This window comes from Flavobacterium restrictum, from assembly GCF_007097245.1.
In the GTDB taxonomy this organism is placed as follows: domain Bacteria; phylum Bacteroidota; class Bacteroidia; order Flavobacteriales; family Flavobacteriaceae; genus Flavobacterium; species Flavobacterium restrictum.
The window spans coordinates 277,434-300,220 of record NZ_VJZT01000003.1 but is presented as its reverse complement, the minus strand read 5'-3'; the positions used below and the strand labels follow the sequence as shown (position 1 = coordinate 300,220).

Here is a 22,787-nt window from a genome sequence, read left to right as displayed (position 1 = left end):
TTCGAGTGCTTCTTTAATTGGGTACAAAGATACTTCTAATTTTTATGGATGTGATTTTGATTGTTGGATTTTGTTTCACAAATAGCCATTATGCAAGTACTTTCTCATAAGCTCGTCGTGGACTTCCTCTAAAATGTACTATACCACAGAAAGTAAAACCTGATTTTTCAAAGATTTTCATCATTGCAAAATTATCGTGATTGGTGTCTGCTTTTAAACTTTTAATATTCATTTTAAGAGCAAAATCTTCGATAAATTCAATGATTTTTTTAGATAAATGTTGCCCTAAATACTTTTCGGAAATTGCCACTCGGTGAAAAACAACAAAATCGGTATTGGTGAGCCAGTTTCCTTCAATTTTTAGGTATTCAGGTTCATCATTGATTAGGATAGCACAATATCCAATGGTATTTTCTCCTTTGGTCAAAACATAGCCATGACCATTTTCAATATCCTTATTTATAACTTCGAGGTTTGGATAGCCATCTTGCCATTGCGTGCTACCGTCATTTCTTCTTCTTATAATAGCTTGTTGCAAAATAGCCCAAATTTCAGGAATATCTATGGCATCTGCTTTTCGAAAATGATAATACATAATTATTTAAATATTATTTTTGAAGCTTAATTTACTTTATTAAAAAAGCTCCGCAAACGTATCCCCTTTTTTGATATCACCCGTTTCAAAACCACGATTAAACCAATACATTCTTTGCTCGGAAGTGCCGTGTGTAAAGGAATCTGGTACTACTTGTCCTTGCATTTTTTTCTGAATGGCATCGTCGCCTACCGCATTTGCGGCACTTAAGGCCTCTTCTATATCGCCTGATTCGAGCATGTGATTTTGCTTTTCGTTGTAGTGTGTCCAAAGTCCCGCATAAAAATCAGCTTGCAACTCGAGTGCTACTGATAATTTATTGGCTTCGGCTTCACTTTTTCCTTCTTGCGCTTGACGCATTTTGCTTGAAGTTCCCAATAAAGTTTGAATGTGATGTCCAAACTCGTGAGCCAAAACATAAGCCACTGCAAAATCACCACCTTGAGCACCAAATTTGGTTCGGAGTTCCTCAAAGAAAGTCATATCCATATAGATTATTTTGTCGCCAGGACAATAAAAAGGCCCCGATGCGGAACTCGCGCCACCGCAAGCTGTTTGTACTTGACCGCTAAACAAGACTAACTTTGGGGCTTCAAAAGTGAGATTATTTTCGGCAAATATTTTGGTCCACACATCTTCATTGTCTGCCAAAAGCGTTTTTACAAATTCGCCTTCTTTGATTTCTTCGGGTGTTAGGGCTGTTGCTTCGGTTGGTGTGGTTTGTTGCCCTTGGGTTTGCTGTAGGATATTGCCAATCATTTGTCCGTTTTCGCCACCAAAAACGTTTAATAACAAAACAATAATTCCTATTATTCCACCACCAATTACGGCTTTCCCGCCTGACATGCCTCTACGATCGTCAACGTTATCACTTTGTCTTCTTCCTATCCATTTCATAATTTTATATTTTAATGTTAATTATTTTTTAAAATTTTAGTTAATCCATTTTTGAAGCGTATCTTCAATTATACCTTTTATTATAGGTTTGGGAATGTAATCACTCATTCCTGCGGCTATACATTTTTCTTTTTCCTCTTTTTCGGTGCCTGCTGTAATGGCTATAATGGGAATTGTAGCACCATTTGTCATAGAACGAATTGCTTTTGTGGCTTCGTAGCCATTCATTACAGGCATTTGTATGTCCATAAAAATAAGGTTTGGTACTTCCATCTCAAATTGTTCTACCGCTTCTTTCCCATTCAAACATTCCATTATTTGAACATCGCTATACAAGTTTTTCAAAATTGTTTTTAGCAATAAAAGGTTTATTTTATTGTCCTCCACTACCATTATTTTCAATTTTTGAATCGAATGATTGGTTTCTAATTCTTTGTTTTTTTCGATACTTTTGGCTGCATGAATTTGCTTCTGAACAGGTGTATGCTTATTTGAGGTTTTTAAATCAACATCAAAATAAAAGGTGCTTCCGCTACCAATTTCGCTTTCTAGTTGCAACTTACTGTTCATTAATCCTAAAAGCTGATTTGAGATTGTTAATCCCAAACCGGTACCTCCAAATTTTTTGGTGGTAGAACTGTCTTCTTGCGAAAAAGCTTGAAATATTTTTATTTTATTTTTTTCCAAAATCCCAATACCAGTATCAATCACCGCAAAACGAATCGTTTCTTTGCCATTATTATCTGTATTCACAACGGAAACTTCTAGTTTTATAGTTCCTTGATCCGTAAATTTTATCGCATTCGATAATAAATTAATTAATATTTGTTTGATACGTACAATGTCTATCCAAAAATATTTCGGAACATTGGAGGCTATTTTTAATTCAAAGTTTAGCTTCTTTTGGTTGGATTCGTAAAGGATTAAATCTATAATTTGACTTAAAACTTCTTTAACGTCATGTTCTTCTATAAATAAATCGAGTTTTCCGGCTTCTATTTTTGAAAAATCAAGAATATCGTTAATAATGTCCAGCAGGGAATGTGCGGATTGATTGACGGTAATCATGTATTTTTGTTGTGTACGTCCTAAACTCGTTTTCATTAACAAATCAGTAAATCCTATAATTCCGTTCAAAGGTGTTCTAATTTCATGGCTCATGTTTGCCAAAAAGTCGGATTTTGCTTTGTTTGCAGCTTCGGCTAACTGTTTTTCTTTAACAATTTCTTCGGTTTCTTTTTGCTTTGTAATATCAAAATATACACCCCCAACATATTCGATAACGCCTTCTTTCTTGATAGCATCACCAAACTCTTCTACCCAAATGTACTCGCCAGTTTTTCGTTTGATGCGGTATTTTGTATGTATGGGTTTTCCACTCAATAAGTCATTTTGTTGGTCTTCTATGGTGTGTTTTTTATCGTCGGGATGAATTAGTGATAGGAATGAGAGCTTATTGGTTATAAATTCCTGCTTGGTATAGCCTGTCAGTTTTTCTATTTCATCGTTAAGGTATACTTTGGTAGAAAAAGCATCAAATTTTGACAAGTAAACGGTACCAGGAATTGTTTTAGCAATTAACTTAAATTTCTCTTCGCTTTCATGAATAATTTGTTCATTTCTATTTCTTTCTAAAGCCGATGAAATATTGGAAGCCAAGGTCTGAAGAATGAATATTTCTTCCTCGGACCATTTTTTTTCATTTTCACAATCATCCATTCCTATAAATCCCGAAAATTTACCCTTGAAATAAATGGGTACAATTAAAATAGATTTGATTTCGTTTGCAACCAATAATTGTTTCAAGAACGAATCTTTTTGTTTGCGAACAATAGTCTTGAATGCTTTTTTCTTGTTGGCTTGTAATACAATTTCTCTTAAATTATCATCGGTAAAATTCTGCAAAGGAGTGATTTGCAGGGTTACTCCATTTTTGGACCATTTGTATTTTTGGCTTATCAAATTGGTTTCAAAATCTTTTTCATAATAATATAAATGATCAGATTTTGTTGCTTTTCCCATTATTTCAAAAGTCTCAATGAACATTTCATGGATGTTTTTGCTCAATAAAAAAACTTCGGTACACAATGCCATTTCGGCTAATAAGTCGCTTTTGGTTTTTAATTTTTTCTCAACATCAAGTTGCATTTGTGAGGCTATCGCTAACGAAATAATGTCGGCTATTGATCTAGCAAAATTAATATCTTCGTTATCCCATTTCCTTTTGGCAAACGTAGCTTCAAAACTGATAATTCCAGTTATATTGCCATTTATAAAAATGGGAATATCAAGCATAGATTTGACATTGTTTATCAAAAAATAGTTTCCAGTAAATTCAGATATTTCCCATTGATTAAAAACATCTGGAGCACTAATTTGCGGTTGTGTTTTTATTGATTCAAAATAAATAGGAAATTTTTCTTTCTTTAAAATAATTTTTTTAGCGTATTCATTGGTGTCAAGCTGGTATAAGTTTTCGCATGAAATAATAGTTTCAGAGTAATTCCAGTAACTCACTCTATTGCATTTAGTCGTTTTTGCTGCAGCTTCAATGATCAATTGAATGACGCTGTTTATACTATCATATTTTTTAAAGTTGGTAAGGGATAATTTTTTTGTTGTGGCATTATAGGCTTCAATTTTTTCTTGACGAATACTGTTTTGAAATTCAACATTTTTGAGTTTGGTTACATCTCGTCCTATTCCGGAGTAACCTATGACTTTGCCTAAATCGTTTCGACGAATAATTACTTTTAGGGAAAGCCATAATTCTTTGCCCGATTTTTTTACCAACGGAATTTCAATGATAGGGAAATCATTTTCTACCGCTTCCAAGTTTTGATAAAAAACCATCATTTCGGCGATGTAATCCTCTTGAATGAATTCCGAATAATTTCTAGTAATAATTTCCTCCTCTTGATAGCCTAAAACCTTAACGGTAAAGTTATTAACGAATGTAAAATTGCCATCATCGTCCACTTCAAATATAAGATCATTGGCGTTTTGAACTAAATGTTTGTATTTATCTTTTACTAGAATTTGTTCCGTAACATCTTGTCCAATGCCAATAACCAAATCTTCTGAAAACTTTTTATCCTTCCATTGAATGTATTTGAATTCCCCATTTTTACATTTTAATTTCCGAATATACATTCGATTATCAATATAGTCGTTGTGGTAACTTTCGCCAATAAATTCAGCATCTTCGGTCAATTTCCAAAACCCATTTCCCATAACATCATTAGGTTTATAGCCTAAAATGTCGGTTATGGTTTCGCTACAAAAAACAATTTCTCCTTTTCGATTCGAAGCAATAGTTAGCGAATTTCCTTTGTTTACAATCTCATAAGCAAATTTTGATTCTTTGGAAACTTTTCGAGAGGTGATGTTTTTTATGTAATTCATTGACATGATGATGGCTGTGAAAACAAATAGTAACAACACCGTTTTTGAGTCAATGAAATCAAAAAAGACCATTATTATTATAAAATACGTCAAAATAGCAATGGCGAATAACCAGTACAATTTATTAGGACGAATTAAATCATAAGAAAAGAAAAACAGGATAAAAAAAGCAACCAAATATAAAATGTCATTCTCAAAAAATACCAAGTAAAAGATGACATAAAAAAAGAAAATGATATAGGATGTACTAAAAATAAACTGTGTTTTGTGGTAAATACATTTTAGTTTTTTTGATAAAAAATAACAAATTATCAAAAAAACACCAAACAATACATTGGGTGAGACTAAATTTTGAGGTCTAAATTTAAAAAGTTGAAAAACAAGTTCTGCAATAGGAATCAGGAGCCCAAAAACCAATAAATACAACTGGTATTCCTTATTGTACGTATTGATTTTTTGATCTATAAAATCACTATTCAGTTGAATTCTAATCCTCAAGAAATGATAAACTAATAAAAAACCAAGTACTAAAAGTACAAAAAACAAAACCACCGAATTGTTGAAAATCAATCTCGTTATTAACTGGAAATTGCCAGCATACAACCATTGCATCGACCCATGTGAAAAGGCGAATTCAGCAAATAAATCAAGTAAAATACTATAGCACAATACCATAGAAAATAGTTTGAAATTAAATAAGGAATAATTTGATTTGTTTCAAGCAACAAGATACTGTTAATTTTTTGTAAAATCAAATTCTTCTTGGTTTTGTGCTTCTTCAAATCCAACGATTTCGCTGTACAAAGCATAATTCATGGAATATATAAAAGGAATTGTAAATAAGATACCAATACAACACCCAATAAATCCAAGACAAGCTCCAATAATAGCAACAATAATAAGAGACAGAATCACCATGGGTTGTTTAGCAATTATCATAAAACTGTTTTTTATGGCATCAAGCGCTTTTAAGTTTCCAAAAATTACTAACGGAATGGTTAACATCGTGAAAAAGTTAATTGGCAAATTGAGTAATGCCCCTAAAAGTGGGTGCCCTGTTTTATTGCAAAACAACGAGATCCCTGTGGTAAAAAACGTAATCAAAAAAGTAGTAGCAAAAATCCGAACAAAATAAGCAGGTTTATAAAACTCAAAAAAGGTAGCAACATGAAATTCCGAATCCTCATCTGCGCAATGTGCCATCTTAAAAAAACCTGCTGTAAACGGGCTCAATAGACTTGTAAACAGCACTGAACCCAAGAAATAAACAGCAATATTATCATTAGAAAGTAATCGTAATTCATAATTTTTAGCCCAATTTTCGTTCATGTTTTCGGCTCCATAAGCATATACAAAACCAAATCCAGCCGTGAAACCCAGTATAATTGTAAAAACCAATAGCACCAATCCAGCGTAAAGTGCAATTTTTTTATAGTTTTCGAAAGCATGAGTAAAAACTTTTGAAAAGTCTAGTGTGTAGCCAATCGTTTTTATTTCTTGAATTCTTTCTTCTGTTGTCATTTGTTGTTGGGTTTTAGTTTTTAAAGTTTATTTATGGGATTTCAAAAAGAATTTTACACTTTTTAGAACTGCTTTTTAAAGCCAGTTTAGTATTTTTTTGATGCTTTTTAGTTTTCCATTATACGGGGCATACCGCAATGGAATGTCGAGCCAGGTTGCTTTTTTGACAATGCTTTTTTTATGCGAAAAAGTATCAAAACTCAAGCGTCCGTGATACGCTCCCATGCCACTATGACCCACACCGCCAAAAGGCAATCGATTGTTTGAAAAATGCACGACCGTATCATTGATACAACCACCACCAAAAGAAAAATTCCGAATTATTTTTTTGGCAAAAGTTTTACTGTCTGTAAAAACATAAAGCGCCAATGGTTTTTCATATTTAGAAAGTATCGTTTCGATTTCAGATTCCTTTTCATAGGTTAAAATGGGCAAGATGGGGCCAAAAATCTCCTCTTCCATCAGCAAGCTTTCAAGGTCATTTTCCTCGATAATCGTAGGCGCAATATAGCAATCCTCAATATCCGACTGACCTCCAAAAACTACTTTTTCAGGCGTAATTCTATTGACCAATCGAAGCCAGTTTTTCTCATTCACAATTCGAGCAAAATCAGGTGATAGTTTTGGATTTTCGCCATAGGCTTTGGTAATTTCGTTTTGTAAATACGATATGAAATGGCTTTTCATATTTTTTTGAATCAAAATATAATCGGGTGCAATACAGGTTTGTCCTGCATTGATAAATTTTCCCCAAACAATACGTTTGGCTGCTAATTTTAGATTGGCTGTTTCATCAATGATACAGGGGTTTTTGCCCCCAAGTTCTAGCGTTACAGGTGTCAAATGCACTGCCGCCGCTGCCGCCACAATTTTGCCAACGGCTACACTTCCTGTAAAAAAAATATAATCCCAACGCTGTGAAAGTAATTTTTGAGCCACTTCAATGCCGCCTTCTTGCACTTCAACATGATTGATATGGAACACTTTTTCGATTATAGTGGTGATGATTGCAGCGGTTTTTGGAGTTAGCTCCGATGGTTTCAAAACCACTTGATTTCCTGCTGCCACGGCTGCCACCAGCGGGCATAGCGCCAGTTGAAACGGATAATTCCAAGGCGCAATAATCAACACTTTCCCGTAAGGCTCGCTGTGAATGTAATCCGTAGAAGGAAAATTAAGCAGCGAAGGCATTACTCTTTTGGGTTGTGTCCACTTTCGTAATTTTTTTATAGTGGCTTTTAGTTCGGTGATGACATAATTGGTTTCGGTTAAAACGGCTTCAAATGCTGGTTTTTTAAAATCATCCTGCAAGGCTTGAATAATTTCAGTTTCCTGCATAATTATTGCATTCAAAAGCTTTGTTAAGGTTTCTTTTCTAAAACTGATACTGGTTTTATAATTCATTTGATGCTGTGTTTATTTATCCAATACTTTTACCCACTCCCTTTCGTTCGGGGAACAAATTCGAATTAGTTTTATAGGAACCCACTTTAGTTCCTACTTTTTTTCATTTGCTACATGAAACAACTGTACTGCAAGTTAATTTTTATAATTAACATTTTGAATTATTCTTTGAAAAAAATCAATGTTGTACTGAATTCGAAATTTTAGGGATACTTGATTTTTTTTAAAGGCGTGATTTTGCCCTGTGCAAACCGCATAAAGAATGGTATCTTTGCGACTTTTATATCCATTATGAGTTTCACTTTACTTTCTTCACCTTTACAAGGATTTACCGATTTTCGTTTTCGTAATGCCCAAAATAAATACTTTGGAGGAATCGATACTTTTTATTCCCCGTACATTCGGTTGAACGGAAAGTTAGTCATTAAATCCTCCTACGAGCGGGACTTACTTCCGGAAAACAATACGGATTTAGAAGTAATTCCGCAAGTGATTACCAATGATGCCGAGGAGTTTTTGTTTGTCGCTAATTACGTCAAACAACTAGGATACAAAGAGTTGAACTGGAATTTAGGATGTCCGTATCCTATGGTTACAAAGTCAGGTATGGGATCTGGATTGATTGGAAGTCCGGATAAAATCAATGCTGTTCTAGAAAAAGCCCATTCCCAATCGGATATTATTGTATCGATGAAAATGCGATTGGGATACGAAAATAGCCAAGAAATACTGGATGTTTTACCCGTTTTAGATCAATATCCTATAAAAAACATTGCCATTCACGCCCGATTGGGCAAGCAACTCTACAAAGGTGGCGTGCATCTAGATGCGTTTCAAGCTTGTATTGACAACACCAAACATAAATTGTATTACAATGGCGACATTACATCGGTGGCTAAATTTAAGGAAATGCAAGAGCGTTTTCCCTCCATTGACCATTGGATGATAGGACGGGGATTGATTGCAGATCCTTTTTTGCCTAGCATGATCAAAAACGATACGGTGGCGTATCCCCAAAATAAAATGGAAGTTTTTAGTGCATTTCACGATACCTTGTACGAAGGATACAGCGAATCTTTATCAGGATCGACGCATATTTTATTAAAAATGCATCATTTATGGGAGTATTTCTCGGCTACGTTTTCTAATCCGCATAAGGTGCATAAAAACATCAAAAAAGCAAAAAGCATTCGCAACTACGAAGCCACCGTTAAAGAGATTATTGCAAAAGGATAACGGTTTGTTACCCCACAGAAAGTGTGTTCCCGTAAACCCATAAAAAAAGAGTTTGATGTACAAACTCTTTTTTTATAGACTACATTTTGTAATACTAACTTTTTACCCAATTCACAATTTTGTCATCGGTTGGTGTTACTCCTGACAGGTATACTTGCTCGAGTTCTCCTTTTTCGTTGATTAAATATTTTTGAAAATTCCATTCTACTTTAGAATCTTTCAACCCGTTTTTGGCTTTTTGAGTCAAAAATTGATAAATAGGCGCCATATCCGATCCTTTTACAGATACTTTGCTCATCATAGGGAATGAAACCCCATAATTTAATTTACAAAAAGTGGCTATTTCAGCATTGGTGCCAGGCTCTTGGGAGGCAAAATTATTGGCGGGAAAGCCTACTATTACAAAACCTTTGTCTTTGTATTGTTTGTACAAAGCTTCTAATTGCTCGTATTGTGGGGTATAACCACACTTGGAAGCGGTATTGACAATCAAGACTTTTTTGCCTTTTAAGGAAGCGAAATCAAATGTTTTTCCGGATAAATCTTCTACTTTGAACTGATAAATGGTTTGTTTCATTTGTGCTTGAATTGAAATGGCAAAAAGGAAAAGGGCGCAACTTGCGAGTACTACTTTTTTCATCGTGTTTTTTTTATAAAATTAAACAAAAACAGGTAGGTATCACTTTTTTTTAAGAAAAAGTTAGGTTTAAACGATAGTTAAATAAAAGCTAACTATTCAGCATTTCAATAATTTTGAATTGTTTTCTGCTTTACCTTCAGCTAAAGTTGGACGTTAATAAAAACACTAAAAATTTGTGTCTTTGCGTCTTTGTAGCTACACAAAATACGCCAATCCAATGCCTAAAATAATCATCGAAACCTTGGCAATATTAAACTTATGTCCTTCGCTACTTTCAAAGATTATGGTTGACGAAATATGAAATAAAATCCCAATGACAACAGCAGTAATTTGACCGTAATACGCATTTAATTGTGGCAAATAATTAGAAGCAAGTGTTCCTAGAGGCGTCATGATGGCAAAGGTAATCATGAAGGCAAAAATGGCTTTTTTGTCTAAACCAGCATGGCTAAAAAAGGTTGTCAAAATAATCGCAATAGGCAAGTGATGAATAGCAATTCCTATGGCTAAATCGTGATGATGTCCCACCGGAAAACCTTCTAAAAACGCATGAATACAAAGACTTATAAAAAGCAACCACGGAATTTGATTCATTTTTTGGCTTCCGTGTACGTGTCCGTGTTCCGCTCCTTTCGAGAAAAACTCTAGTACTATTTGGAACAAAATTCCAAGCATGATAAAAAGTCCTATATTGGGCTGCTGTTTCTCGTAAACGTCCGGTAATAAGTGCATCACCGTTAAGGATAACAGGAAGGAACCACTAAAAGCCAGTAGTAATTTCAGGTTTGTTTTGTCTTTTGGTTGCACCACCAAGGCGATGATGTATCCCAAAAGAACCGATAAGAATGGTAAAATATAATTCATTTTTGTGTATTCGTTTAACCGTTGAATTGGTTAGTAAATGTTTCAAAATAAACCAGACAATTTTTCTCGTTCTTTTGCCCTTTTCTGTCTGGTTTATTTCAAAACCTTTACTTATTTAAAAATCAGAATCAATCGTTCGCTGTCGGTTTTATGGAATTTTTTTAGTTTGTAATCCCCAAAAATATCGAGTAAATAAATCCCCGCTTCATCCATCATTTGTTGAAAATCGGCCAGAGTTAGGGCTCTTACTTTTTCGGTGAAGTGAAATTGTTGTCCATTGTCCTCAAAGTCAATTTCTTTGTAAATATGTCCGTCTTTTAGATAGCGTTTGATATGAAAAACAATTGCATCAACGGTTTTGGTTTCCTCGGGAACGAGTGTATCTATGACTTGATTGACGTTCATAAAATCGATTACGGCAAACCCATATTCAGTCAAACTCTCTTTGATGGCTTTTAGGGTTGTTAGATTATCAGCCTCGTTTTCGAAATAGCCAAAACTGGTAAATAAATTAAAAATGGCATCGTATTTTTTATCAAATGGTTCCCGCATATCGTGCACTTCAAAATGCAAAGTGGCATTGTTGTTTTTTGACGCTTCGGCAATGCTGTTTTCGGACAAATCAGCTCCCAAAACATCAAATCCCAATTGATTCAAATAAATCGAATGCCTCCCTTTGCCACAAGCCAAATCCAATACTTTTGCTTTTTCGGGAAGGTTGAGGTAATGGGTAAGCGTGTCCATAAACAGTTGGGCTTCCCTGTAATTGCGTTCTTTATAAAGGATGTGGTAGTAAGGCGAATCGAACCAAGAAGTGAACCAACTCTGGGTTATGGGTTGCTGGTTGTCGTTTGGTGTATTTTCTATTTCAGACATTTATTCTTTTTCAATTAATTCAAGTCCCGCAAATTTAGTGTATTTTTGCAACGAATACTTGATTTTACAATGGAAAATAATTTTAAAATGGTTGCCAAAACCTTTTTTGGTTTTGAAGAAATTCTAGCAAAAGAATTGCAGATGTTGGGGGCACAAAACGTGGAGCAAGGCGTACGAATGGTAAGTTTTAAAGGCGACAAAGGCTTTATGTATAAGGCAAATTTGTCCTTGCGTACCGCTTTGAAAATCTTAAAACCTATTTATTTTTTTAAAGCCAATAACGAACAAGCGTTATACAAAGGGATTTCGGGTGTGAATTGGTCTAAATTATTGAATGCCAATCAAACCTTTGTGATTGATGCCACCGTACACTCGGAGTATTTTAATCACTCGGAATTTGTCTCGCAAAAATGTAAAGATGCCATTGCGGATCAGTTTAGAGAACGCACCGGACAACGACCAAGTATTGATAAAATTCATCCTGATTTGCGAATAAATATTCATATCGACAAAGACCAAGTTTCGGTAGCTTTAGACACTTCTGGGAATTCATTGCACCAGCGTGGGTATCGTACGGCTACCAATATTGCTCCTATCAACGAGGTTTTGGCAGCAGGAATCCTATTGCTTTCGGGCTGGGATGGTCAAGGTGATTTCTTGGATCCTATGTGTGGCTCTGGAACGTTCCTTGCCGAAGCGGCGATGATTGCCTGTAATATTCCTGCAAACATCAACCGTAAGGAATTTGCTTTCGAAAAATGGAACGATTGGGACAACACCTTATTTGACAATATTACTGATAGTTTACTCAAACGCGTTCGCGAGTTTCATTACACTATTCAGGGTTTTGACAAAGCGCCATCTGCGATTCAAAAAGCCAAGGATAACATCAAAAATGCCAATCTTGACGAATACATTTCGATAACCGAAAAGAACTTTTTTGACACCGAAAAAACAACACAAGGCAAATTACATATGGTTTTCAATCCGCCGTATGATGAGCGTTTGGATATCCACATGGAAGAATTTTACAAGAATATTGGCGATACTTTAAAGAAAAATTATCCCGGTACCAATGCCTGGTTTATTACCGCCAATCTCGAAGCTTTGAAATATGTAGGTCTAAAACCTTCCCGAAAAATCAAACTTTTTAACGCCAGTTTAGAAGCCAGATTGGTAAAATACGAGATGTATGAAGGAAGCAAGAGAACCAAATTTTCTTTGCCACGACTTGACGATTCAAGTCAAGTAGTTCCTGAAGAAGACGAATTGAGTTACGATTAAAATCTAAAATGAAACACAATGACTAAATTACAAATACGCGCTTTTTTATTCAATATGGGCTGTTTTGCCATATTATTTATTTCGTTTCGCTACCTAGTTGGGACTTACACGAATGTAACAGGAATTTGGATTTCTATGACTGCCTTTGTTGTGGGTACACTTTTGTCGCCCAAATTTCAATCAGTTAAAACCAAAGAGGGTGAAAAACTATTTATGAAATGGATTTTTATAAAAGAAGTAAAAGAAATAGGATAAAAATTTTGTTCTAATCCAAAAAAAAGAGGCAAATAACTAGTACTGTTATGTGCCTCTTTTTTTATTTTTTGATTGGAGTTTTGGGTGTTTCTGTTTTTACTTTCTTCTTGTAAATAGGAATTAAATAGGAAACGGTGTAATTAAATCCCGCTCCAAAATTTCCATTGTAAGTGCGATTAAATCCGGGAATGTATAAGTTTTCGAAATTACTGCTGGGCTGTTTATTGGTAACCAAAACATTCATCCTGAAACTAAATCCCATAAAAACATTATTAAAAACCCTGGCTTTTACTCCCGTAACAATTTCGACCCAACTGGCCGATAAGCCACTGTATTTTTGACCTTCGGTTAAGGCGGGAACTTCTACCCAATACGGATTAGGATTGTATATTTTGTAGCTATTAAGCTCTTGACTAAAACTGCTAAAACCATAACGCATCCCAATCGAAATGACATTTTCCATATCCAACCAGTTTTCATACGCATTGTAATCAAACCCTACTTTTAGATAGGAACCTTTGGCAGTTGTGTTCAAACGATCATCATCGGTGGTTTTATTTTCGCTTCCTATTTCGGCAGCCAAATAGTATTTTTTGGTCAACCGATAATCGCCTGTAAATTCAATTCCTTTATAATTTTTATCATATAAAGCCCTTGTCAATTTGAATAAATCAACACCAACTCGAACTCCATAACGATCTGTTTTGGGTGGGATTTCAACTGCTTTTTTGGCTTCAGGAAGTTTTTCGATTTCTTGTTTTGGCTTTAGCGGCAGTAATTCTTGGGTTCTAGTGGTTTCTAGTGTTGGCTTTTCTTGGGCTTGCGCCAAAAACAAAGACAATATTAGGCAAATACTAAAAAAATACTTTAAGATGTGTTTCATTTTCGGTGTCTATATTGCTTTTTTCTACTGATATGTATTTTATCCATTTTTGATCTGGCACAGCCCCATCGGTAAGTGTGATAGGATTTATGGGATTCAAAGTAAATACCGTTTTGAAACCACAGGCTCTAGAAACATACACATTGGTTCTGGTATACTCGATTTTGATATTGTCCAGATTTATCAAAGCGGTATTGGTATTTCCTGAATTTAAGGTAAAACTATAGCTGGTAGCATCGGCATCTATTTTTAGCGGAATCGAAATGGTGTTGCCGCTAGTGAGGTATTTTGTAATCGCTGTACCGCTGGTATTAAAAATAATGCCATCTGTCATACCTGCGCCAACTACTTTTAAATTAGTCACACTTTTTTTGGAAGACGGGATATTGATGTCATAAAAGTCAATCACCAACCGTGGAGTTGTTGGTGTGTTGGCATCGCAAATGTCGTCTTTCTCGCAACTGGAAAACGAAAGGGCTGCTATAAAAACAAGTAAGACTATTTTTTTCATATTTTTTTTTAAAATGGAACGATGGCAATTTCAATGGCAATTTCAATGGCAATTTCAATATCAATTTCAATATCAATGGCAATTTCAATGGCAATTTCAATAGTTAAAATCTGCAATCAAAAAATCCTATCTTCTTTCCAAAAGGACTACATTTTCTACGTGATGTGTTTGCGGAAACATATCCACAGGACGCACCCGAGTAACTTTGTATTTTTCGTCCATTAAAGCTAAATCCCGTGCTTGTGTAGCCGAGTTACAGCTTACATATACCACTCTTGCGGGTTCAATTTTCAGGATTTGGTCAATTACGTCTTTGTGCATTCCGTCTCTTGGTGGATCGGTAATAATCACATCGGGTTTGCCGTGTTGTGCGATGAAACTTTCGTTAAAAACCACTTTCATATCTCCTACATAAAACTCGCAATTGGTAATATTGTTGCGTTGCGCATTAGCTTTGGCATCCAGAATCGCTTCAGGTACACTTTCTACACCAATTACTTTTTTCGCTTTTTTGGACACAAATTGGGCAATAGTGCCTGTTCCAGTATATAAATCATACACGGTTTCAGTACCTGTTAATCCAGCAAAATCTCGAGTAATTTTATATAATTCGTATGCTTGATCCGAGTTGGTTTGGTAAAAAGATTTGGCGTTAATGCTAAATTTCAAGCCTTCCATTTCTTCGAGAATATAATCTCTGCCTTTGTATAATTTAATATTGGTGTCGTAAAGCGTATCGTTTGCCTTATTATTTACCACATATTGTAGTGAGGTAATTTGTGGAAATTTCTCGTAAAGATGGTCTAAAAGCAACTCTCTACTGGCTTTATCATTTTCGAAAAACTGAATCAAAACCATAATTTCGCCCGTTGAAGCGGTGCGCAACATTAAGGTGCGCAACAACCCTTCGTGCGCTCTTGGATTGAAAAATGTCAAATTATTGGCATTGGCAAAAGCCCGAACTTCATTCCGAATGGCATTTGAAGGGTCTTCCTGCAAATGGCATTTGTTGATGTCCAAAATCTTGTCCCACATTTTTGGAATGTGGAAACCAAGCGCATTTCTATTGCCTAAATCGGCTTCGCTTCCTATTTCTTCCTCGGTCAACCAACGGCTGTTTGAGAACGAAAATTCCATTTTGTTTCTATAAAAAAACTGTTTCTCGGAACCCAAAATAGGTTCAAATTCAGGGATTTCTATTTTTCCAATGCGTTGCAAATGATTTTTTACCTCATTTTGCTTATAGAATAATTGCTGATTGTAGTTCATATTTTGCCATTTGCAACCACCACAAACCCCAAAATGCTCGCAAATAGGATCCACTCGATGCGTTGATAGTTCATGAAAGTGAACCGCTTTTCCTTCGTAATACGCTTTTCGTTTCTTGAAAGTTTGCACATCTACCACATCCCCAGGAACAACATTTGGGATAAAAACTACTTTTCCGTCGGGAGCTTTTGCAACCGATACGCCTTTTGCACCAGCATCAAGGACTTTTATTTGATGAAAGACAACTTTGTCTGTATTTTTCTTTGCCATAGCGCAAAAATAAGACTTTGGTTTTATTTATGGATTTTAATTCTTTTTTTTTTAAGACAAAGTGATTTTATTTGCACGCCATTTTGATTTTTACTTTAAATCATGTTATTGAAAACGGTATTAAAAAAGGCTTACTTAATGAACGACATCAAAAATTAATGTTGGTTTTCTGTTTACACAATCAACGCCTGTAGGAGGAGCAATTATATGACAAGTGGAAACAATTCCCCATTTAGCATTGAATTCTTGAGTTGCTTTGGTGTAATTTTCTATTTTTTTTAAAAAATCAGCAACGTTAATTTTTAATGAATACAGAATATATCCCCCATTTGCACCACAAGCATTGCTGGTTGCGACTACAAAATTTCATTCGGCTGGATTCGTGCATGGAGTTGCATTGACCATAGAATCCGAAATGATAGCGGCATACATTTTATCGAGATTTTGCTGTTCTTTTTCTTGTGTGCTATCGTCATTGGAACAACTCAAAAAGAGGCAACTCATACAAAGGAAAACAAGGTATACTTTTTTCATAACTAGTTTAGTTTCTTGTAAGAGAACTGTTTTTGTAAAAGGTTGCGTCTGTTCAAAAAAAAAGCAACAATATTACCAAAGCTGATGTACTTGGGGCTTAATGTATTTTTGATAGATTGCGTTCATGGCATTAATTTGTTCGGGAGTCAAAGGCGCAGCATCGTACATTGACACATTAGACAACACCTGATTAGGACTTGATGCGCCGGGGATTATGCAACTTATTTCTGGATGACTCAAAATCCATTGCAAAGCAATTGGAGCCAGATTGGTGGTTTCTGGAAACAAGTCTTTCAGGGCTTGAACAGCTTTTAGACCCAAATCGTAATTGATTCCAGAAAAGGTTTCGCCTTTGTCAAAAGCGGCGCCTTCTCTATTAAAATTCCGATGATCTTGTGGTTCAAAAGTAGTTTTGGCATCAAATAATCCGGTTAATAAGCCACTGGCCAAAGGGACTCTCGCTATTATCCCAATGTTTCGTTTTGCAGCTTCTTTAAAAAATAATTCGGCTGGACGTTGTCTAAAAAGGTTGAAAATAATTTGGACGGTGGTTACATTTTCATATTCGATAGCTTTCAAGGCTTCTTCCACTTTTTCGACACTTACGCCTAAATTTAAAATCTTGCCTTCGGTTTTTAAACGGTCAAACAATTCAAAAATTTCGGGTCTGTAAAAAACAGCATTGGGAGGGCAGTGCAGTTGCACTAAATCTAATGTTTCGAGTCCTGTTCTTTGCAAACTATCTTCTATAAATTTTCGGAGTACTTGAGGTTGGTAGCCTTCATTTACGTGCGGATTAATGTGTCGTCCGCATTTTGTGGCCACATAAATTCGTTCTGAACGGGAGCGAACCACTCGACCTACGGCGGTTTCGCTCAAACCGTTTTCATAAACATCGGCGGTGTCTATAAAGTTCACGCCGTTGTCTATTGCAGTATTCAGCAAAGCATCGGCAGTTGTGTTATTAAAGGGAGATCCCCATTTTCCGCCTACTTGCCAGGTGCCAAGTGCAATCTCGGAGATATTAAAATTTGTTTTTCCTAGTTGACGATACTCCATTTTTGGTTGTTTTTTTTGATGAGTTAGTTTAGTTCTAAAACGCGGGTAATTGCTTTTTCGACCAAAGGTTCCATAACACGATAACCCTTTGTATTGGGATGCACACCATCATTAGAAAAATGGGCTTGCAATCCTTTTTGTTCGTTTACCATAGCCGAATAATAGTCAACATATTCGATTTGGTTGGTTTTTGCGTAAGCGTAAATGCTTTGGTTCAAAGCGATTATTTTGGGAATAGGATGTTGATTGGGTCTCCAAGGGAAATCAAAAGCGGGCAGTACAGCACACAAAATGACTCTGATCCCATTGGTCCGAGCGATTTCCGCCATTGCAAAGAGATTATCAGTAATCATAGTCAGCGTTGACGGGCCAGTATTTCCTGCAATATCATTAATTCCTGCCAAAAGGACGACAATTTTGGGCTGTAAAGCAATGACATCTGCTTTGAAACGTGCCACCATTTGAGGGGTGGTTTGACCGCTAATACCTCTATTGATGTATGGTTTTCCTTCAAAAAAATCAGGATTGATTGTCGACCAAAATTCGGTTATCGAATCGCCCATAAACACAATTTTGTTGGGATTATTAGGCGAAAGTACTTCTTTTAGATTCTCTTTTTGGTATTTGCTTTCGCTGGACCAATGGTGCATATTCCTCAATTTTATTGGGAACAAAAAGTACCGTAAGCAGCTTTTAAATCCCTTTATCATTTTCAATTAATCAAATAAATCCGAAGACAAATAACGGTCGCCTCGATCACAAATGATAGCAACAATGACTCCTGATTCTATTTGGTTGGCAATTTTTAAGGCTGCCGCAACAGATCCTCCACTGCTCATTCCTGCAAAAACACCTTCTTCTTGCGCCAATCGTTTAGTCATTATTCGGGCTTCGGCCTCGGTAACTTCAATGATGGTGTCTACTTTTGAGGCATCAAAAATTTTGGGCAGATATTCTTGAGGCCATTTTCGGATTCCCGGTATTTGAGAGCCATCGCTAGGTTGTGCACCAATGATTTGAATGGCTGGGTTTTGTTCTTTCAAATAGGTAGAAGTACCCATAATTGTTCCTGTAGTTCCCATTGCCGATACAAAATGGGTAACGCGCCCCCCGGTATCATTCCATATTTCGGGTCCTGTGGTTTTGTAATGCGCTTTCCAATTGTCGGCATTAGCAAATTGGTTCAACATGATATAGCCTTCTTCGGTCACTTTTTTATCGGCATAATCTCGTGAGCCTATGATGCCCACATTTGCAGGCGTTAGCGTTACCGTTGCGCCATAGGCTCGCATGGTTTGGGTGCGCTCTATGGTGGAATCTTCGGGCAGTACGAGCTCGATTTCTAGGTCAAATAATTGGGCAATCATAGCTAATGCAATTCCGGTGTTACCGCTGGTTGCTTCTATTAGTTTGTCGCCTTTTTTGATGTCACCTCTTGCTACTGCAGCGGCAATCATGTTGTATGCTGCACGATCTTTTACACTGCCACCCGGATTATTTCCTTCGAGTTTTAGCAAAAGGGTTACGTTTTTATTGGTATTCAAATGAATGCTTTCGACCAATGGTGTGTTGCCTATTAGGTCAAGTAATCGATATGATTTCATGCTTTAGTGCTTTTCTTTAATTTTGACTTCGGTTGTGGTGGTATTGAGAACAATCGAATCTGCAGGAATTGATTTGGTCACCCACGCATTACCACCTACAATACTGTTTTTACCTATTACGGTGGCGCCACCTAGAATGGTAGCATTTGCATAAAGGCATACATTTTTCTCGACCGTTGGATGTCTTTTGGCGTTTTTCATGTCTTTGCTCACGCTCAAAGCACCCAGCGTTACGCCTTGGTATATTTTTACATTTTTCTCGATTACGGTAGTTTCACCTATGACGATTCCTGTGGCATGATCAATAAAAAATGGCGAAGCTATTGTTGCACCAGCATGAATATCAGTTCCCGTAATGCGATGTGCATATTCGCTCATTAACCTAGAAAACAAGAGTAAATCGAGTACATACAATTCGTGACTCAATCTATAAATAGCTATGGCGTAAAAACCAGGGTAGGCCAAATAAACCTCTTCGATTCCGTTTGAAGCGGGATCATTGGCTAGGATATAAGCGGCATCTTGGTTTAATTTTTCTAGTACCGAAGGCAGTTTTTCTAAAAAATTATCCCAAGCACATTCGCATAAATCCTCGGGTTTTTTGCAAGCGATTTTTGCAATTTCTTTAAATTGTTTTTCTATTTCGTCAATGCTTTCACTCAAGGACGCATTCGAATCGAATAGCGCGTAGAATAACTTTTCGGTAAAGGCTTCGGTTTTGGTCTTGATTCCATAATTGATGGTCAAGTGGCTCTTGTGGACTCGAATATTTTGGATAATCTGATCTTTGGTCACGATTATAAAATTTTAATTAGTAAATCAAAGCTGTAAAAGTAAGGCGTTTTTTTTAGAAAAAATGCTCTAATTGTGGAAAGAAATTTTGAAGATTCAGAATCAAAAGGGACTCTTGTGGTAGTTATTTTTTTTTAAACCTACCGAAAGAAATTAATTGCGTAGTTTAGCCATAAATACATCAAAATGAAAACCAATACTACTTTTAAAAGCGCCCTTTCGGGGATTGAATTTCCTATTGCCGAAAAAATTGCTGGAAGCGCAATTCAAAATCCTATTTTAGGGCTGTTGATGGCTGATCATCCTGATTTTAAAAGTAACTCATTTATTGCCATTCGGGAATTGAATATTTACCGTGAAAAATACATTTCGAACTATTTACTGGCCGAAATTGACGAACTTTCCAGTTTAGAACAACACGTTGTAGGGTCTTTGAACGAAGATTCGTCCTTGGTTAGCAAAATTGAAGACGAACCTGAAACGAGAACTTACGGACAAAAAGTAGCCGATCAAGTAGCCGCTTTTGGCGGAAGCTGGAAATTTATAATCCTTTTTGGCATTTTTATTTTGTTGTGGATTTTGGCTAATATTTATTTGTTACTCAACAAAGGCTTTGATCCGTATCCTTTTATTTTATTGAACTTGATTTTGTCCTGCCTTGCCGCTTTGCAAGCTCCTGTTATTATGATGAGTCAAAACCGACAAGAAGAAAAAGACCGGGATCGTGCCAAAAAAGATTATATGATTAACCTTAAATCCGAATTGGAAATTAGAATGCTCCACGACAAATTAGATCATTTAATCCAGCACCAACAACACGAATTAATCGAAATTCAGAAAGTACAAATCGAGATGATGAACGATATTTTGAATCGAATCAACAAATAATACTACTATTTTATAAACAATAGTAGCGTTACCCAATCCGCAATCCGTTCGCAATTTTAAAATCGGGAGCGAGTAAAATCACATCACTGCCCTCGCCTACTGCGCCAAGAACTAAACATTCGCTCCTAAACTTCCCAATTTGTTTTTTCGGGAAATTAACAACGGCTATAATTTGGCGTCCTACTAAATCGGCTTTGGTGTAGCGTTGGGTAATTTGTGCCGATGTTTTCCTAGTGCCAATTTCAGTTCCAAAATCGATTGTCAATTGATAGGCTGGCTTTCGAGCTTCGGGAAAATCATGAACTTCAAGTACGGTTCCTACTCGCATTTCGACTCTTTCGAATTCTTGCCACGTTAACGAAGCGGTTTCATTTGTATTCATAAAACAGTAGGGTTTGATTTCATTTGTAAATATAAAAAAATCCCAAAACGATACCGTTCTGGGATTCTCTTTTATTTCAATAGGCTTCTAGAAGCATTGAAAATTTTATTTTACGTCCATTAATTCAACGTCAAAAATCAAAGTAGCGTTGGGTGGGATAACACCTCCAGCACCGCTTGGCCCGTAAGCTAAATCAGATGGAATCACAAAACGGGCTTTATCTCCCACTTTCAATAGTGCAATACCTTCGTCCCAACCTTCGATTACTTGTCCTTGACCCAAACGAAATTCGATTGGTTTTTTGCGTGGATAAGACGAATCAAATACTTTTCCATTTTCTAATGAACCCTCGTAGTGAACAGCAACTGTTTTACCACTTTCGGCCTGCTTACCGTCACCACGTTGAATGAATTGGTAACGCAAACCACTTTCTGTTTTCTCGAAACCAGCGGCTAATTGTTCCATTTTGGCTTCCGATTCGGCTTTTAAAGCGGCTTGTTTTTTCAAACGTGCTCCTTTTAAACCTACAAAAGCTTCGATTGCATTCCATTTTTGAGCTTCTTCACCTACTCTAATGATTTCAAGAGTTTCAAGAACATCGTTTCCTTCAACGGCATCAACCACATCTTGTCCTTCAATAACGTGACCAAAAACAGTGTGTTTATTATCCAACCAATCCGTTGGAATGTGTGTGATAAAGAATTGAGAACCATTAGAACCTGGCCCAGAATTTGCCATAGAAAGTACTCCTGGGCGATCATGTTTTAATGAAGGATGGAATTCATCATCAAATTTATACCCTGGATCTCCAGTTCCTGTACCTTGAGGACAACCACCTTGAATCATAAAATTAGGGATTACTCTATGAAATTTCAACCCATCATAGAATTTAGTTCCTTGAGGTTTTACTTTGTTTTCCATATTTCCTTCTGCAAGTGCTACAAAATTCCCTACAGTTCCTGGTGTCAAATCGTGTGTTAGTTTTACTAAAATCGACCCTTTGGCGGTGTTGAATTTAGCGTATATTCCGTTTTCCATTGTAATTGTTTTTTATTGAAGTGCAAATTTAATACATAATTTACAGAAAGAATACAGTATAATTGTATTTTTGAGTTAAATCAAAATTAAAAAAAGGATGAGTTCTATTTACAACAAAACCGATAATGCAAAAATAATTGCTAGAATCCATTCATTAACACCCGAAAGCAAAGCCATTTGGGGAAAAATGAATGCAGCACAAATGTGTAAACATTGTACATTAGCAAGTGATCTTGCTTTTGGAAAAATAGATATAAAAATCAATTTCCTGATGAAATTATTAGGCAAAATACTTAAAAAAAAGGTGCTTTATGGTGGAGAAATGGGCAAGAGCTCGCCAACTGCAAAAGAATTCATTAGTACTACTAACGAAGCACTTGAGAAAACCAAATTAGAATTTATTGCCAATATTAGCCGCTTTGCCACCGAAGGAAAAACGGCAATAACAGTTATGGATCATCCGTTTTGGGGAAAAATGACTTATGAAGATTGGGATGCTTTGATGTGGAAGCACGCCGATCATCACTTGCGACAATTTGGAGTTTAACAAAAAAAAAAAATGACATTCATAACGGAATGT

Annotated in this window: 23 protein-coding genes; 5 read left to right on the top strand and 18 right to left on the bottom strand. The window is 36.1% G+C overall.

What is annotated here, in order from left to right; translation table 11 throughout:
* Window positions 1-88: 88 nt before the first annotated feature.
* From FNW21_RS05130 to FNW21_RS05110, 5 genes are all read right to left on the bottom strand, one after another.
* Window positions 89-595 (bottom strand): GNAT family N-acetyltransferase, encoded by a 507-nt coding sequence (locus FNW21_RS05130; RefSeq protein ID WP_144255667.1) that lies wholly within the window; start codon window positions 593-595, stop codon window positions 89-91.
* 39 nt (window positions 596-634) lie between these two features.
* Window positions 635-1,492, bottom strand: coding sequence for a KPN_02809 family neutral zinc metallopeptidase (gene ypfJ / locus FNW21_RS05125; RefSeq protein ID WP_144255666.1), 858 nt, complete (start codon window positions 1,490-1,492; stop codon window positions 635-637).
* A gap of 36 nt (window positions 1,493-1,528) precedes the next feature.
* On the bottom strand, window positions 1,529-5,572 hold the full coding sequence (locus FNW21_RS05120; protein WP_144255665.1) for a PAS domain S-box protein: 4,044 nt from the start codon (window positions 5,570-5,572) through the stop codon (window positions 1,529-1,531).
* A 60-nt stretch (window positions 5,573-5,632) separates the two neighbouring features.
* Window positions 5,633-6,418 (bottom strand): DUF2189 domain-containing protein, encoded by a 786-nt coding sequence (locus FNW21_RS05115; RefSeq protein ID WP_144255664.1) that lies wholly within the window; start codon window positions 6,416-6,418, stop codon window positions 5,633-5,635.
* A gap of 75 nt (window positions 6,419-6,493) precedes the next feature.
* Window positions 6,494-7,822, bottom strand: coding sequence for an aldehyde dehydrogenase (locus FNW21_RS05110; protein ID WP_144255663.1), 1,329 nt, complete (start codon window positions 7,820-7,822; stop codon window positions 6,494-6,496).
* A gap of 291 nt (window positions 7,823-8,113) precedes the next feature.
* Here FNW21_RS05110 and FNW21_RS05105 point away from each other — a divergent pair, with 291 nt between their 5' ends.
* Window positions 8,114-9,058 carry a tRNA dihydrouridine synthase gene (locus FNW21_RS05105; protein ID WP_144255662.1) on the top strand — a complete coding sequence of 315 codons (945 nt, stop codon included), beginning with the start codon at window positions 8,114-8,116 and terminating at the stop codon, window positions 9,056-9,058.
* A 94-nt stretch (window positions 9,059-9,152) separates the two neighbouring features.
* On the opposite strand, the gene FNW21_RS05100 is transcribed toward FNW21_RS05105, so the two are convergent.
* The 3 genes from FNW21_RS05100 to FNW21_RS05090 form a co-directional block, all read right to left on the bottom strand.
* Window positions 9,153-9,698 carry a glutathione peroxidase gene (locus tag FNW21_RS05100; protein WP_144255661.1) on the bottom strand — a complete coding sequence of 182 codons (546 nt, stop codon included), beginning with the start codon at window positions 9,696-9,698 and terminating at the stop codon, window positions 9,153-9,155.
* Window positions 9,699-9,893: 195 nt separating this feature from the next.
* The gene (locus FNW21_RS05095) at window positions 9,894-10,562 is read right to left on the bottom strand and encodes a ZIP family metal transporter (protein ID WP_144255660.1); all 669 of its coding nucleotides are present in this window, start codon (window positions 10,560-10,562) and stop codon (window positions 9,894-9,896) included.
* Between the two features lie 111 nt (window positions 10,563-10,673).
* Window positions 10,674-11,438 carry a class I SAM-dependent DNA methyltransferase gene (locus tag FNW21_RS05090; RefSeq protein WP_144255659.1) on the bottom strand — a complete coding sequence of 255 codons (765 nt, stop codon included), beginning with the start codon at window positions 11,436-11,438 and terminating at the stop codon, window positions 10,674-10,676.
* Window positions 11,439-11,507: 69 nt separating this feature from the next.
* On the opposite strand from FNW21_RS05090, the gene FNW21_RS05085 reads away from it, so the two are divergent.
* Entirely contained in the window at window positions 11,508-12,722 is a 1,215-nt protein-coding gene (locus FNW21_RS05085; protein ID WP_144255658.1) for a THUMP domain-containing class I SAM-dependent RNA methyltransferase, read from the top strand.
* A gap of 18 nt (window positions 12,723-12,740) precedes the next feature.
* Window positions 12,741-12,977: a hypothetical protein gene (locus FNW21_RS05080; RefSeq protein ID WP_144255657.1), complete on the top strand. Its 237-nt coding sequence runs from the start codon at window positions 12,741-12,743 to the stop codon at window positions 12,975-12,977.
* Window positions 12,978-13,038: 61 nt separating this feature from the next.
* Here FNW21_RS05080 and FNW21_RS05075 read toward each other — a convergent pair whose 3' ends face one another.
* From FNW21_RS05075 to epsC, 8 genes are all read right to left on the bottom strand, one after another.
* Window positions 13,039-13,860, bottom strand: a complete 822-nt coding sequence (locus FNW21_RS05075; RefSeq protein WP_144255656.1) for a DUF6048 family protein — start codon at window positions 13,858-13,860, stop codon at window positions 13,039-13,041.
* A complete protein-coding gene (locus tag FNW21_RS05070; RefSeq protein WP_144255655.1) occupies window positions 13,832-14,371 on the bottom strand; it encodes a DUF6452 family protein in 540 nt (179 codons plus the stop codon). Before FNW21_RS05070 ends, FNW21_RS05075 begins: the two co-directional genes overlap by 29 nt.
* Before the next feature lie 126 nt (window positions 14,372-14,497).
* Window positions 14,498-15,910 carry a 23S rRNA (uracil(1939)-C(5))-methyltransferase RlmD gene (gene rlmD / locus FNW21_RS05065; RefSeq protein WP_144255654.1) on the bottom strand — a complete coding sequence of 471 codons (1,413 nt, stop codon included), beginning with the start codon at window positions 15,908-15,910 and terminating at the stop codon, window positions 14,498-14,500.
* Between the two features lie 366 nt (window positions 15,911-16,276).
* Window positions 16,277-16,444 carry a hypothetical protein gene (locus FNW21_RS16285; RefSeq protein ID WP_185963884.1) on the bottom strand — a complete coding sequence of 56 codons (168 nt, stop codon included), beginning with the start codon at window positions 16,442-16,444 and terminating at the stop codon, window positions 16,277-16,279.
* Window positions 16,445-16,516: 72 nt separating this feature from the next.
* Window positions 16,517-17,503, bottom strand: a complete 987-nt coding sequence (locus FNW21_RS05060; protein WP_144255653.1) for an aldo/keto reductase — start codon at window positions 17,501-17,503, stop codon at window positions 16,517-16,519.
* A gap of 23 nt (window positions 17,504-17,526) precedes the next feature.
* Window positions 17,527-18,153, bottom strand: a complete 627-nt coding sequence (locus FNW21_RS05055; RefSeq protein ID WP_221932048.1) for an SGNH/GDSL hydrolase family protein — start codon at window positions 18,151-18,153, stop codon at window positions 17,527-17,529.
* A gap of 66 nt (window positions 18,154-18,219) precedes the next feature.
* On the bottom strand, window positions 18,220-19,107 hold the full coding sequence (gene cysM, locus FNW21_RS05050) for a cysteine synthase CysM (RefSeq protein WP_144255651.1): 888 nt from the start codon (window positions 19,105-19,107) through the stop codon (window positions 18,220-18,222).
* Between the two features lie 3 nt (window positions 19,108-19,110).
* Window positions 19,111-19,902, bottom strand: a complete 792-nt coding sequence (epsC, locus tag FNW21_RS05045) for a serine O-acetyltransferase EpsC (protein WP_144255650.1) — start codon at window positions 19,900-19,902, stop codon at window positions 19,111-19,113.
* A 183-nt stretch (window positions 19,903-20,085) separates the two neighbouring features.
* Between epsC and FNW21_RS05040 the strand changes: the two genes are divergently transcribed.
* A complete protein-coding gene (locus FNW21_RS05040) occupies window positions 20,086-20,787 on the top strand; it encodes a DUF1003 domain-containing protein (RefSeq protein ID WP_144255649.1) in 702 nt (233 codons plus the stop codon).
* A 28-nt stretch (window positions 20,788-20,815) separates the two neighbouring features.
* Here the strand turns inward: FNW21_RS05040 and FNW21_RS05035 are convergent, their stop codons facing one another.
* Together FNW21_RS05035 and FNW21_RS05030 are read right to left on the bottom strand one after the other, a co-directional pair.
* Complete coding sequence (locus tag FNW21_RS05035; RefSeq protein WP_144255648.1) at window positions 20,816-21,169, bottom strand: tRNA-binding protein; 354 nt, start codon at window positions 21,167-21,169, stop codon at window positions 20,816-20,818.
* Between the two features lie 105 nt (window positions 21,170-21,274).
* A complete protein-coding gene (locus FNW21_RS05030) occupies window positions 21,275-22,207 on the bottom strand; it encodes a peptidylprolyl isomerase (protein WP_144255647.1) in 933 nt (310 codons plus the stop codon).
* A 97-nt stretch (window positions 22,208-22,304) separates the two neighbouring features.
* Between FNW21_RS05030 and FNW21_RS05025 the strand changes: the two genes are divergently transcribed.
* Window positions 22,305-22,754, top strand: coding sequence for a DUF1569 domain-containing protein (locus tag FNW21_RS05025; RefSeq protein ID WP_144255646.1), 450 nt, complete (start codon window positions 22,305-22,307; stop codon window positions 22,752-22,754).
* Window positions 22,755-22,787 lie beyond the last annotated feature (33 nt).